At 48.3% G+C, this 14,025-nt stretch carries 13 protein-coding genes; 6 read left to right on the top strand and 7 right to left on the bottom strand.

The features are described from left to right. Positions 1–36: 36 nt before the first annotated feature. From ACO0K2_RS04685 to ACO0K2_RS04675, 3 genes are all read left to right on the top strand, one after another. A complete protein-coding gene (locus ACO0K2_RS04685; RefSeq protein ID WP_423016275.1) occupies positions 37–918 on the top strand; it encodes a Dyp-type peroxidase in 882 nt (293 codons plus the stop codon). A 157-nt stretch (positions 919–1,075) separates the two neighbouring features. Then, entirely contained in the window at positions 1,076–1,390 is a 315-nt protein-coding gene (locus tag ACO0K2_RS04680) for a metal-sensing transcriptional repressor (protein ID WP_423016273.1), read from the top strand. Positions 1,391–1,449: 59 nt separating this feature from the next. After that, complete coding sequence (locus ACO0K2_RS04675; RefSeq protein ID WP_423016271.1) at positions 1,450–2,208, top strand: substrate-binding periplasmic protein; 759 nt, start codon at positions 1,450–1,452, stop codon at positions 2,206–2,208. Between the two features lie 65 nt (positions 2,209–2,273). Here the strand turns inward: ACO0K2_RS04675 and ACO0K2_RS04670 are convergent, their stop codons facing one another. Together ACO0K2_RS04670 and ACO0K2_RS04665 are read right to left on the bottom strand one after the other, a co-directional pair. Then, a complete protein-coding gene (locus ACO0K2_RS04670; protein WP_423016269.1) occupies positions 2,274–3,806 on the bottom strand; it encodes a DUF4080 domain-containing protein in 1,533 nt (510 codons plus the stop codon). A 122-nt stretch (positions 3,807–3,928) separates the two neighbouring features. Next, positions 3,929–4,429, bottom strand: a complete 501-nt coding sequence (locus tag ACO0K2_RS04665; protein WP_423016267.1) for a chemotaxis protein CheW — start codon at positions 4,427–4,429, stop codon at positions 3,929–3,931. Positions 4,430–4,987: 558 nt separating this feature from the next. On the opposite strand from ACO0K2_RS04665, the gene ACO0K2_RS04660 reads away from it, so the two are divergent. Continuing rightward, positions 4,988–5,332 (top strand): hypothetical protein, encoded by a 345-nt coding sequence (locus ACO0K2_RS04660; protein ID WP_423016265.1) that lies wholly within the window; start codon positions 4,988–4,990, stop codon positions 5,330–5,332. A gap of 145 nt (positions 5,333–5,477) precedes the next feature. Here the strand turns inward: ACO0K2_RS04660 and ACO0K2_RS04655 are convergent, their stop codons facing one another. Continuing rightward, entirely contained in the window at positions 5,478–6,488 is a 1,011-nt protein-coding gene (locus ACO0K2_RS04655) for an HDOD domain-containing protein (RefSeq protein ID WP_423016263.1), read from the bottom strand. A 193-nt stretch (positions 6,489–6,681) separates the two neighbouring features. Here ACO0K2_RS04655 and ACO0K2_RS04650 point away from each other — a divergent pair, with 193 nt between their 5' ends. Beyond that, positions 6,682–6,897 carry a SlyX family protein gene (locus ACO0K2_RS04650; protein WP_423016261.1) on the top strand — a complete coding sequence of 72 codons (216 nt, stop codon included), beginning with the start codon at positions 6,682–6,684 and terminating at the stop codon, positions 6,895–6,897. Positions 6,898–6,926: 29 nt separating this feature from the next. On the opposite strand, the gene ACO0K2_RS04645 is transcribed toward ACO0K2_RS04650, so the two are convergent. The 3 genes from ACO0K2_RS04645 to ACO0K2_RS04635 form a co-directional block, all read right to left on the bottom strand. Then, positions 6,927–7,772 carry an HDOD domain-containing protein gene (locus ACO0K2_RS04645; RefSeq protein ID WP_423016259.1) on the bottom strand — a complete coding sequence of 282 codons (846 nt, stop codon included), beginning with the start codon at positions 7,770–7,772 and terminating at the stop codon, positions 6,927–6,929. Positions 7,773–7,830: 58 nt separating this feature from the next. Beyond that, the gene (locus tag ACO0K2_RS04640) at positions 7,831–9,498 is read right to left on the bottom strand and encodes a methyl-accepting chemotaxis protein (protein WP_423016257.1); all 1,668 of its coding nucleotides are present in this window, start codon (positions 9,496–9,498) and stop codon (positions 7,831–7,833) included. Between the two features lie 640 nt (positions 9,499–10,138). Then, positions 10,139–11,800, bottom strand: coding sequence for a long-chain fatty acid--CoA ligase (locus ACO0K2_RS04635; RefSeq protein WP_423016255.1), 1,662 nt, complete (start codon positions 11,798–11,800; stop codon positions 10,139–10,141). A 254-nt stretch (positions 11,801–12,054) separates the two neighbouring features. Between ACO0K2_RS04635 and ACO0K2_RS04630 the strand changes: the two genes are divergently transcribed. Next, positions 12,055–13,473 carry a hypothetical protein gene (locus ACO0K2_RS04630; RefSeq protein WP_423016253.1) on the top strand — a complete coding sequence of 473 codons (1,419 nt, stop codon included), beginning with the start codon at positions 12,055–12,057 and terminating at the stop codon, positions 13,471–13,473. Between the two features lie 11 nt (positions 13,474–13,484). Here the strand turns inward: ACO0K2_RS04630 and ACO0K2_RS04625 are convergent, their stop codons facing one another. Further along, a complete protein-coding gene (locus ACO0K2_RS04625) occupies positions 13,485–13,955 on the bottom strand; it encodes a DUF2721 domain-containing protein (protein ID WP_423017454.1) in 471 nt (156 codons plus the stop codon). Between the last annotated feature and the right edge of the window lie 70 nt (positions 13,956–14,025).

Below are 14,025 nucleotides of genomic sequence, written 5' to 3'. Positions count from 1 at the left end.
ATCTGTTTTCCATTCTACAAGTCGAAGGAGTAAGCGATGTCAGACCACCAACCGGGAATTTTGCAACCATTACCAGCACATGCAACATATTTGCAATTTGATCTGCAACCTGAGTCAGATCGTGCTGAAGTAGTCGCGGCCTTACAGCGATTACAAACAGTGGTGGATGGAAACCATATCGTGGTCGGTGTGGGGGCACGTCTCAGCACGTTTTTAGGTGCAAACATTGAGGGCCTGCGTGATTTCAGCGGTATCGCAGAAAGCCAAGTCAATCTGCCATCCACCCCTGGTGCATTGTGGATCTGGTTACGCGACAATGAACGTGGCACCCTCGTGCAACAACAGCGTATCGTTCAACAAGCCTTAGCGCCTGCTTTGACATTGCAGCAACAAGTTGATGCATTCAAATACGCCGATGGGCGTGATTTGAGTGGTTATGAGGATGGGACAGAAAATCCTCAGGATACCCATGCACTTGCCGTCGCGATTGATGCCAACGGGGGCAGTTATGTGGCGGTTCAACAATGGCTACATCACTTTGACAAACTCGCCGCGATGTCGCGGGAAGCGCAAGACAACATGATTGGTCGTCGTCAGTCCGACAATGAAGAACTGGACGACGCGCCAGCGTCAGCACACGTCAAACGGACAGCACAAGAAGATTTCGAGCCAGAAGCCTTTGTTGTTCGTCGTTCGATGCCGTGGTCTGCTGGCGCTGATGCGGGTTTTTATTTTGTCGCGTTTGCAACGTCATTCCAAGCATTTGAAGCCCAATTGCGTCGGATGTCTGGTGCCGAAGATGGCATCACGGATGGATTATTCCAATTTACGGAACCATTGACGGGGGCTTATTTCTGGTGTCCACCGATGAAAGAGGCGCAACTGTCGTTGGATTGGATTCCCACCTCATTCGTTTAGTCGTGAGCGTGACATGGATTGATGTGTTGCAATTTTGAAAGACGAAGACTTGGCAGTAAGGTGTAATCGCGAGTATGCTCTAGTCATACTCAGTAGAGTATGCCCATGATCTACGGCTCTTCGTCGAGCAACACAAACAATGAACTGGAGAACAAGCATGGCCGATACTCCCCCCCTGAAAATCGTCCAGGGGACCGCACTGACCGACGCACAAAAGAAAGATTTGTTGCATAGGCTTGCCCGTGTTGAGGGTCAGTTACGTGGTGTACAAAAATTGATTGCCAAAGCAGAGCATCCAGATGACTGCGAGGGAATCGCTCAGCAAATGTCTGCTGCGCGTAAAGCGCTTGATCGTTCTTTTGTTACTTTGTTGAGTAGTGCTTTGATTACACACACAGAGAAAGCCACGTCATCAGAGGCTTCTGCAGAAAGTAGTCGTCGTGTTGCTGCGTTACTGGAAAAATTTGCATGATATCTGTGTCTTCTGTTCTGCAACATAGCAGAATAAACCGATGTATTCGTTGTATTTTGATGTGCGTTTCATTCGTCATGACCGCAGAGGCTGTTGCTGCCGATCCTGAGAAAGTCGTATTACTTGTGCGTGAACAACGCAGTGAAAATGGCGACATCATTCCTTTGCCTGAGAACGTCCGAAATGTATTGGCGTATTTTGAACATCAACTGCGTATTCAATTTGATATCCGTCGTTATCCCATGCCGCGCGTATTAGCGAACGTGAAAAACGGCGAAGGACTTGTTTTTGGAATATCAAAAAACACGGAACGACAAGCACTGTTCACGTTTTCTGAACCTGTCTATGCCAATTCAGTCTGGGTTGTGAAAAGAACGGATGATAACTTTACCTTTGACACGATCTACGATTTCAAAGGAAAAACCATTGGCATCGCACGTGGAACCAGTTATGGCGATGAATTTGATAAGCAAAGTAAGGTGTTATTTAAAGTCGAAAACGATATTAATTCGAATGCATCTCGCCTCAAAAAATTGATCAGTAAGCGTACCGACTTGATGCTAGTGAGTACGTCTTTCACACAAGCGGCCGATGTCGAGGCGCGCTTACATCAGCAACTGAGTAACGAAGAGATCAACGATGAGCAAGTGCTGCAAGCAGGTTTTACGGTATTGAAAAAGCCATTGATGAAAGACGAGTTGTATTTCGCTTCTGCACCCGGTGACGGTGAACAATGGATTAGCAAACTGAATCGGGCCATTATTGCAGGCAAAAAATCAGGCGAAATTAGTCGCCTGATAAACGCGGCGGTAAAATAAATCTCACTCACAATTTTTCGGCATATCAACGACGGGCATGCGTCGTTGATATACGGATAAAAAGCTTAGGCTGCTAAATGGCGGCTTTGTCTCTGGGGTGTGGCTTTGGCGACAGCGGGGCGCGCTTCTGTTCCTTGATGGTTTTTCTCACCGCCTTGCTTGTGTTTGATATTACCTGCGTAATCACTTGCGACAAGGTTTGTGACCGCTTCTTTGTCCCATCCCCGCTCTTCATGTAACCATCGCGTTACGAGCCCTGCCAAGCGATCCAGCGCGATGCGATGGGTGGCATCGGTGTTGGTATAGGTCCAGTCAGAAAACGCCATAAAGTTCTCAAACGGCGTCTCGCCAAGGATGGCTGGGAGCGTATTGGCGAAACGACCGGAATTGGCAACCATGTCCCAGTAACGCGCAAACCGCACCAGTCTTTGCATCTCAGCAAATGGAATATCCTTGTTGGCCAGAATCGTGTACGGTGGCATGGGATCAAATGCTAATTGATACGCTTCGGTATGACGGATGATCGGTGTCCCGCGCAAGCGTTTCAAGATGCCAAATTGAATTTCGTGCGGACCAAGTGCCACCAGTTGATTAAAGCCTGCGGCAAAGCTCTCCATCGTCTCACCAGGTAATCCAGCAATCAGATCAACATGTAAATGGGCATGCGAGTGTTCGCACAGCCAACGAATGTTTTCCGCCGCTTTCGCATTATTTTGCTTGCGACTAATCAGTGCCTGTACTTCGGGATTAAAACTTTGGATACCGATTTCAAACTGCAGGGTACCATCTGGAAATTGTTGGATGCCTTCTTTGAGTGCATCCGGTAAGTGATCCGGTACCACTTCAAAGTGTGCAAAAACCGGATCGTCAGGTGCTGCAGCCAGTTTGTCTAAGAAAAATTGCATGATCTTTAAACTGGTTTTGATGTTCAGGTTAAAGGTACGATCCACAAACTTGAATAGTCGCGCGCCACGTTGATACAGGCTTTCCATTTCAAGTAAAAACGCGTCGATATCAAACGGCCACGCGGTTTTATCTAATGCTGACAAACAGAATTCACATTTAAACGGACAGCCACGTGATGCCTCAACATAGAGCGTACGGTGGCGGATATCGTGATCGCTGTACAACGCATACGGCAACTTGATCTCGTTCATTGGGGGCTGTTGCCCTGCATGCACTTTCATCAACGGAGTCGGACCATACATCAACTGCTGGCACAAGGAAGGGAAAGTGACATCTCCCCAACCCGTGATAACGTAATCTGCCAAACGAATAATGTCTTGATCATTGGTTTCATGGGAAACCTCTGGACCGCCAAGAACGACAATAATATCCGGTGCAACCCGTTTTAAGACGGCGACAACTTGGGTGATCTCGACAACGTTCCAGATGTAGACGCCAAAACCAACGATGAACTTTTCGCCAGGCTGGCGATAAGCAAGAATTTTTTCGACGATATCGGTACTGCGTGCGCCAATCACAAACTCATGGATCTGGGTCTGACTTTGCAGATCTCCCATATTCGCAAGCAAATAGCGTAGGCCCAACGAAGCGTGGGCATAGCGGGCATTGAGGGTAGTGAGCAGGATAGTCATGGCACGGCACAAAAGCAAAGAATAAGCCGTATTGTACCGCGCCAGCCATCGAATCCCCAGTCTTACCGCCCTCCGTCCTTGATACAGGCCGTCAGCAGCGTTGATGGGGTGAGAGATAAGCGTTACATCGCTTGTGCCAGTTGGAGGCCCATATCCTCCGCAGACATCAATTTTTCGATGTCCATGAGGATCAACATACGCTCATCGAGCGGGGCGAGGCCAATCAAAAAGCTGGCGTCGATATTGGAGCCAATTTCAGGTGTTGGTTTGATCTGACTCCGTTCTAGCGTAATCACGTCAGAAACACTGTCGACAACGATACCAATGGTCTGGCCGGCAATATTCAGGATGACGACAACGGTAAAATCGTCATAGACGGCGTTGCCCAGCTCAAATTTCATCCGTAAATCAATAATCGGCACAATGACACCACGCAGATTCATGACGCCCTTCATAAAGTCAGGCGCATTAGCGATTCTGGTCACTGCTTCATAGCCACGCAACTCTTGTACGCGCTGAATATCGATCCCGTATTCTTCCTTACCCAGAGTAAAAGAGAGAAACTCTAAAGGGGATTGATTGTTGTCTGCCGAATCAGTATGCGTCGTGTTTCCGTTTGACATGTTGACATTCCTCCTAAGGGCGCACATTGCTTCAATGTACACGGTGATGAGTGTGATGGTTGGCGTCGGGATCGACGATCATTTTCATTGGACAAAGCCAATCGGTTGCCCCAACAGAACGCACTTCATAGTAGTTCAATGGGATTTTAAATTCCAGCATAAACGTTTTCTTCTTAATGAAGAATAAAAAACTTTGGTCAATTTAGCGATAAAAGCGACAAAAATAGGCTTTTCCATCGGTAAGGTGACTTGTTCTGTCTGGGGGGACTTCTCTCCCATTTTGACGATGATGCAAGTACATCACCAGCAATAAAGCCTGTAATTACTTTACCCAGTGTAACTTATTCATGGCATTTGGGCTTACTCGGTCAAGCTTATCCCCGTAACGTCCCCTGTTTTACGCCAACGTCAAGGCGAGTCTTGTGCTCATACGACACCTTTTATCCTTGTTTTATTTGCTTCATCCCCCCGATTTTGCAGTTCGTCGCATCTAGGTAGCTGCTTGACGATGGAGTGACTAAAGTGGAGACATCAACCAACCACCACAGGAGAAATAACATGAAAACTTCAATCAAAAACAACGCTATTTTAGCAACCGCATTCGTTGCCAGTTTCTTCGCTGTCGGCACTGCTTTTACTGAGAATGTGAGCCACCCAGCGACAGCAGCAATAGCATCAACAGCAGCAACATCGAATGCCAACATGATTCCTACGGTCGTCATTACTGCACAGCGGATGAGTGAAGATCAAAAAATCGCATTCGATGCAGAGCAATCAGGTATCCAAACCGTTGTGATCAGCGCTAAGCATTTAACCGCGCAAGAAAAACTGGCAATGGACCGTGATGACGAGATCAACGCTCAGCGTGTTGCGTTCGCAAATCATCGCCAAACAGCGAGCTGATCGTTGGAAAGCCTCATGATGACAATTCACCCGCGTTTGCAACTGAATAAGCAGCTATCACGCCAGACGAATGGACGACGTGATCAAAGCAAAAATGGCTGTCGGTCGTCCTATTGACGACAGTTATTTTTACTTTGATCAGGGATTATTCCTGGCGCTGATTGAGCTGTTCAAAGCAGTGTAACAAGCCGCTATGCGCTTCCAATAAGGCCTTGCTGTCAGTCTCAGACATCAGACCGCTATTGGTGAGAAGGCGTAATTTTGCGAGTTGATCTGCCTGTCGTAGACAATGCGTCAGTGGCGAACCCGTGTTCCGAAGATCATATTTTTCGGTCATGGCGTGCAACACGGATGCTGGAAATCCCCACTGCTCGCCGATCTCTATTGACAGTGCGTTCGCATGCGCAAAAAAGGTCTTCTGAAACGACGCGGACACGGGCAATGTTTCGGTGATGCCAGTTTGATCGACCAGACGGAACGCAACGATTAAACCGACGTTATTGAGCAGTCCCGCCAGAAAAGCATGAAACACATCGAGCTGTCTTTGTTGTGCTAGTAAGCGGCAAGCGAGCGCATTTTTTTCAGCGTGCTCCCACACTCTTGGTGCTAGTTCTTTCGCAAGCTTCCCCGTTTGATGCTGAATAATAGGACGAAATGCGGCGCGCGCAATCAACATTCTCAGCCCATTCAAGCCTAACAGATGAATCGCACTATCAATGCTGTTGATGCGTTGTGCGGGACTGTAATACGCGCCATTGACTTCATGCAGCAACTCACCAACCAGTACGACATCTTTAGAGATCTCTTGCGCCAAGTCGGCAGCAGACACGTTTTTATCCCGCAAACTCTTTAAGACATTGAGCAATATCGTCGGTACCCGCGGCACGAGCTGCGAAGCGTCAAGCCCCGATTGCCTGAGTCGCTCTAGCGCAGCGAGAATTGTTTTCTCAACGTAGGGACTGGCTACGCCTATTTGATGACCTAATAGCCACGCATCATATTGTGTATCGAGGTCAGGGCTAAGTAGCCATTCTGAGATTGGAATAGTGATGCCGCCAAGCGTTAATCCGTGGTCTTGTGTTGGCGAAGTAGTCCCATTAGCGCTAGCGAGCGCAGTGGATGGTTTTTTAAAATATCGTCGAAAAAATTCGATCACAACTGCACCCCGTTTTTACGCTGACCACTGGAAATCAGAAATAGGTCGGTACACCTTTGACGTTTGCTCTTGCATTCCGTTCTCTTCAGTGGATGGTAGCCGATATCGTATTGGCTGCACAGGGGGGGGGCGTGAGATCAGCGTCCACCCTCCCTAGCTATGGCATACTACGATCTCTTTGATGAAAGTAACAATGATGAATACAGAAGAACGTCTGGTTGACCTTGAAATCCGCTTGTCAAGGCAGGATGACTTGGTGGAAACCCTTAATACCCAAGTGTATCGGCAACAAAAGAAAATCGATGAGTTAGAAGCCTTGTTGTCGGCGATGGCAGCAAGAATGCGAGAACTCGCCATCACTGCCAGTCAGAGAAACACGGTTGTTGATGAGAGACCACCGCACTATTGAGTCTCTCCCATATCGAACGATATGGGTTTTTAATGTGTGAGGCTCGTCACCAATGAATGAACATCCTCTGACGCTTCACCAAGCAGGTCACCTAACGATCTACCGTTGACCTCACATTGAAAGTCGTCTACTTTTTTTCTTTCCGCGTCTTCGCGATAGTCCAATGGTGACGTTACTGCCGCTAATTCGTTCGCAAGCAGCAGGGTGTCGCCTAACGACTCTGGAGGTAATGTCGGCGTCCCATACCACAGCGTCTCGATTGCCGTCATCACTCGTTTAGGTACGAGTAATTGTCGCAGCACCGCTCGACCAATATAGATCTCATGGTCTTCATCCAAGATATTCTCTTTGTCACAAGGATGATCGTCTAACAAAGAGGGCAATTTCTCTGCACGCGACAAGAGATAAAACCCCCCGACTTCATGTACGACACCAGCAAACAACGCAGTCTCGGGATCAATCTGGGTGACTTTTCTCGCCATGTAATGGGCTAATGCTGCGACATGCGCAGAATGTTCCCACAGCGTCGCCATTTTCTTTTTGATCTCGGGATTGTGGATAGTTTGGTTCACTTGTTTCATGGCGACGGCGATGACGACAGAACGCAAGGTATTAAATCCAAGAATAGTGATCGCAGTGCGTACATTAGTGACGCCACCACCAAACCGACTATACGCAATGGAATTAGCGATGGCGACGACGCGTGTTGCGATAAGAGGATCTTGCATGACCAGCTTGGCGGCAGTCTCAATACCGCAATCGGGAGAGTTAAGCGCTTCTTGTATTCTGAGTGTTGCGTGGACGTTGGTGGGGAATGTGAGTTCCCCCACCTTCGCTTCATCCACAATCGTTTTTAATGCTTCCGATTTATTCATAGTTTAGGTGTGGCGGCACAGCGGCATCACTGTGCGTCTTGTTGATCCGACGGAGAGTTTATTGATCCGTCAGTCCGAGTACTTTTGTCATTTTTCCTTTGGCGGCAGTAAGAATATTGCCCTCCAGTGGTGATGCTGCTTTACGGATAGTACTGCTCCGGGTAGTGGTGCTGCTCGCTTGCGCCCCTAACTTGAAAGCAGAGACGACACGCGCTAGATTTTCTGCTTGTTCTTCCATGCTTTCAGCAGCGGCGGCGGCTTGCTCAACCAGTGCGGCATTTTGTTGTGTCATTTCATCCATTTGGGTGATGGCACGGTTCACTTCTTCAATACCCGTGCTTTGTTCCAGTCCTGCTGCCGTAATTTCGGACATGATATCGGCGACGTGTTTAACGGATGTGACAATCTCTTTCATCGTTTTTCCGGCAGCATCCACCAGCTTGCTACCCGAGTCGACTTTTTCAACAGAATCACCAATGAGATTTTTAATTTCTTTTGCGGCGCTGGCGCTACGTTGTGCCAGGTTACGGACTTCTGATGCGACCACCGCAAAACCGCGGCCCTGTTCACCAGCACGGGCAGCTTCTACCGCTGCATTGAGCGCCAAAATATTCGTTTGGAAAGCGATACCATCGATAACGCTGATGATATCGACAATCTTGCGTGAACTTTCTTTAATCGAATTCATCGTATCGACGACTTTGCCAACCTCTTCACCACCCTGTATCGCAAACTGAGAGGCCGATGTCACTAAGCCGTTTGCCTGACGGGCGTTGTCTGCATTATGCCGCACCGTCGCAGTGATTTCTTCCATCGAACTTGCTGTCTCTTCAAGCGCACCAGCTTGGGTTTCAGTACGTGAGGATAGATCAGCATTGCCGGTTGAAATTTCGCTCGATGCAATCGCAATGGCATCCGTACCTTGACGCACCTCACTGACAATCTTAAAGAGGTTGTCATTCATTTCTTTGAGGGCATTTAATAACTCACTAATTTCATCACTGCCCGTTGCGGCTTCACGGTGAGACAATTCGCCAGCAGCGACCCGTTGCGCAATGTCGACCGCTTCACTCAGGGGACGCGTGATACTGCGCGTTAAAATCATCGAGAAGGCCACCCCTGCAAGCAAGACTACAGCACCGACAGCTGTCAGAACACCGACCAGTTTGCTCGCGCTGTTTTCTGCTGTTGTACTTAACTCAACCGATGCCGCATCCTGCAAGTCGACCAACTTGCTGATCTCAACAAGTGCTTTTTGTTGGAGTGGATCAATTTGTGTTGCGATCAGTTTGACGGCTTCTTCACCATTAAACGAGACCAGCATTTTGAACGCTTCTTTTGTTGGTGCATCGACTTGTTGATCAAGACTCGCCACCTGATCGAGAATGCTCTTCTCGCTCGCAGTGAGACCCATCGCAACAAGTTTATCGCGCGCTTCAATGAAGCGCGTACGTTGGTTTTTGATGATCAGTTTCTGCTTTTCTATCTCGCCGAGATCTGTTTGGAGGCCGATATTTCTGATGGCCAGTCCTCCTTCCAACATACTCGTTTTCATCGTCGCGGCTAACGCCGTTTTCGTGTGTGAAAGTTCAATCCCTTTCATCATCGTCTTACGATTATTGGCACTGAGAACGCTACCGAAAATTAAAATCAGCACCAAGGAAATCAAAATGACGCCAAAGCCAATAGCGAGACGTGTTCCTATCCGAAGTTGACGAAAATTCATAATGACTCCTTACCATTATTTATTATTTATTCTGGTGCATCGCATCATGGCGCGTCCTTGTGATCACTTGAATTAACCAACGACAAATGAGTGAGAAAGCGTCCTGCGCAACGTGGTCAATGAGAATCGTCTCAATGGGGATACCACCAGAAAAATAAAAAGAAAAATCAATTTGGCGGGAACGTGATGTCCTCGTCATTTCACCTTAAAAACACGCCTGACCTCGATCAAGTTCAAGCGTTATCTTTTTCTCATACTATGCCAGAATTTCCGTGGTGCAAAGCCTGTTTTGTTGTTCCAGATAGACGAGGCTTTATGCATAAAAAATTTTCACGCGTGCAACCTTGGTGCATCAAACAAATAAATATCACGACAGAGGCAGAACCTGAGCATTGTTAGTGCATCAAATAAAAAACGATGCGCCATGAACGACCAAGCATTCAAAAAATCATTGTGAAACGAGAATAAACGGCGCTTTCATTACATCAATCCGAATGAAACAGACGCTGTTAAACGAGATAAGCAGCCTCTATTTCACCAGATTCTGTTAAGAAATATTGTGAACAAAAGTCAAATGGAAGAAAGTGATCAATCGATTAACAAATTAAATAATGTTGTCGACGAACGATGAAGCTGTCGTTTATTTTTTTCCAAGCTCTTGTTCTTGTAGTGCTCGCCACATTACTTTGCCTGTACCTGACTTTGGTAATACATCCACAAACGCAATCATCTTTGGCACCTTATAGGCGGCCATTTTTTGATTCGCCCAAAAAATAATGTCTTCTTCGCTGACGGTCGAATGCGGCTTTTTGACAATCACCGCTTTGACCGTTTCACCGCGGTAGGGATCGCGACTCGCAATGACGCAGCACTCGAGAATATCGGGGTGCTGATACATCATGGACTCGACTTCCGCAGGCCAGACTTTAAATCCACTGGCGTTGATCATCCGTTTGAGTCGGTCGGTGAAAAAGAAGAATCCCTCTTCATCGATATAACCCAGATCACCGGAGCGGAAAAATTGTTTTCCGTCTAGTTCTGCAAATGCCTCGGCCGTCTTTTGGGGATCATTCCAGTAGCCCTTAAAGACTTGTGGACCATGAATCCAAATTTCTCCTTGCTCTCCTTGTGGCACCTCTTTCCCCGTTCCGGGGTCAACGACGCGTGCGTCGACGTTAAAGAGCGGAATCCCCAAGCATTGCTGTTTCATTCGTTGAGGGGGATTAACGTGCGACGGTGCCATCGTCTCGGATAAGCCATAGCCTTCCATGTAAACTTGGCCGGTCAGCTCTTTGAGTTTTTGTGCAATGGCTGCTGGCATTGCCGCACCACCGCCAGAGACCCGCGTGAGACGTGAGATATCGTACTCTTCTAACCTCGGGTTCGACAGAAAATCGATCATCATCGAGGGAACCAGAGTCCAGTTGGTCACCCCATACCGTGTGATCAGTTGACCCGCAACATCCCTATCCCACCGCGGCAAGATGACCAACGTGCCGCCGCAATAGAGGGTGACATTCATGACCGATTGCATACCGGTGACGTGAAAGAATGGAAGGACTGCCAGTGCCACCTGGTTGGCAATACCAACACCGGTCCAAACTGGACTGGCTGCGATGTTAAACATGACCGTGCTGTGGGTATGGATGCAGCCCTTTGGGTGACCAGTGGTGCCTGAGGTGTATGGCATACAGGCGAGATCATCGGGTCCTGCGGCATGTTCAGCAGGCTTCAACTGTGCAGCCAATGCTGTTTTCCATGCTGTGATACCACTTAGCGTCGGGACATCAGCGGGTGCTTTCACAAATTCGGGAATCGTCAGGCTCGTTTCACTGATGAGGTAATCAGAATACGTGCTGACGATAATATGGTGCAAATCGGCGGGATTGAGCAGATCCACGATTCTTGGTAGTACCTCCTGCGCCACGATGGCGGTTTTTGCACCACTATCACGGACATAGTGGGTAAGTTCGTCACTCATCAACATCGGGTTGACGGGAACCACCATGGCATCAGCGCGTAAGATGGCATAAAAGCTGATGACAAATTGCATGCTATTTTGCATGTTGAGTAAGACGCGGTCGCCACGTCGAACACCACATGCTTGTTGTAAATATCCTGCTAACGCAATGACTTCATCATGCAGTTGGCGATAGGTCAGCACCGTGTCGTAAAAAATCAGCGCTGGCTTGTCAGGGTAACGCAGTGCGGCGATTTGTAGGTTTTGATAGACGCTCGTCGCTGGTACGATTAACTGGTAAGGCAAGCCTTGGGGCCAGTGCGGGTAGTGCAAGGTATTCATGAGGTGTCTCCGAGTAATGAAAACCGAAGATTGAGATTGCCATAGTTAGCGCTTCTTTGCACGTGACTTTGTAAAAGGGAATGTATAAATATTCTTTCATTTGTCAATTTGATCACGTAGGAAGGTCAGGTATAAAGTTACAATGATTTATTTTTCATTACTCAGGAGCGACGTTGGACAAATAGCCTAGTCATGTCAGGGCTCTATTTTGTCGGCGATGACCTGTAGAACACTTTATTCTTCGTGGAGCCATTGTGAATTTTCAGTCAAGATTTGCTTATCATGCGCTTGTCGCAACACTCAGTTTGTTCTTGTCTGCCTGTGGCGGCGGCGGTAGTAGCAGTAGTGGATCGGGTTCAACGAGCAGTGCGGTATCTGTGACGGTACCCGCGCCATTGACGGTATCTAACGGGACACCGCTGACGTTTGTTGGACATGCCAGCAGCAGTGCAGGTGCGATTACCAGCATGTATTGGCAAATAACGACGTTGACGTTAGGGGCTAATCCTGTCACGGCAGTCGGCAACAGCAGTTGCACCACGACACAAGCGGATGCGACTGGAAGCGGCGTGAGCTGTACGTTGCAATTAACACCGCCGTCGATTTTGACCGCTGACGATACCTATCAGCTCAGTTTTTTTGCAACCGATGTCAAAGGTAACACCAGCAACAGCACAACGACGCTCAAGGTACTGCAATCAGCATCGAGTACGAGCAATCCAGTTGTGACAGTGGGTGCTAGTTCGAGCGCGACCTCCGGCGATACGGTTCCATTGACGTGCTCGGCAGCAGCCGGTACTACTGAGGCGAGCGGAGTAACATACACATATCAATGGGTAGTAAGTAATGCGGCAGGTCTGACACTGAACCTGATTAACTCAACGTCGGCAAGCGCGAGTTTTGTCGCGCCGGTCGTGACTCAGGCAACGACGGTTGGGGTGCAATGTCGCGTGACTGATAGCAATCAGAAAACTGGTACTGCGACCCAGTCGGTGACGATTAACCCGATTGTTTTACCAACGGCTGTACCGATTTCAGTCAGCGGTGGCAGCGTATCCCCTGGAACAACACAGCAATTAGATGGTTCTGCAAGTAAGTTGTACGACGCGAACGGTAAAGTCACAACAGGGACAATTTATTACCTCTGGCAATACACAGCAGGATCGCCATCTACGGCAAGCCCGATTTCCGTCATTAATCCAAACAACGCGATTGCCACAATTGTTTTCCCAAGCGTGATTACGACACCAACGACCTATACATTCACTTTGTATGTGTCTAGTGCCCCTATTGATCCGACGAACTTATCGAGTTCGGCGGTCAAAAAGTACCCCGTCGTTTATTACGTCAGTGCTTTACCGCCGATCGTTTTGTCGATTAACAATCCTATCGTGACGGTAACGAGCGGTACGACGGTATTCCTGACAGCGAATGTCTCGGCGAACAGCGCGAGTTCGCCACCGATTTACTTTAGCTGGATTCAGACAGGTGGCCCACAAGTGACCTTATTGAATTTCAATTCACAATCGACCGCCTTTATCGCACCGACGGTTGCTACCGGTGCGACACCGGCTAATTTAGCATTTACGGTCTGTGCCTCTTACCTGCAGCAAGTTGCCTGCCCAGGTGCGGGCAGTGCAACCTACAGTGCATTGGTTGTTGTGAATCCTTAATAAAGACGAGATCAGCGCGGCGAACGTCGTATTTTGTCGCGCTGATGCTGACGGGAGAGTGTCAGCGTTGCGACGAAAATTTCGCGCATAAAAAAGATAAAGCTACCGATCAGCGACAGGATGCCGCCGACAAATAAGGCGGCGATGAGTTTATCAAGCGTCAGTCCTGTCGCATCGCCAAGAAATAACGCCGCAATCACCAAACAAATTAAGAGACCCGTCGTGGTACTGAGGGTAATTGCGCGGTTAATCAAATGAGAGCGGCGGTATAACTCATCAAGCTCCTCTTCGAGCTCCGCTTCCATTTCTTTTTGTTTTCCCTCTTGTGAGCGCAATATTTGTTCGACCACGCGAGCGCGGTCGATGATGCGTGCCAGTCTGCTGGTGAGTACGGATAATTTCGTACCGACACCGGTCAGCAAAAATACAGGCGCAATGGCTAATTGGATGGTGTGACCAACATCACCGAGTTGTAAATTAATCATGGATATGTTTTCTCTTATTGTGAGGACGAGCACGTGGATCACGGCTGTACCTTTGTATGTATATCAC

The sequence above is a fragment of the Undibacterium sp. MH2W genome, from assembly GCF_049340215.1.
Classification (GTDB): Bacteria; Pseudomonadota; Gammaproteobacteria; order Burkholderiales; family Burkholderiaceae_D; genus Undibacterium.
This window is presented reverse-complemented; position numbering and strand designations above follow the sequence as displayed.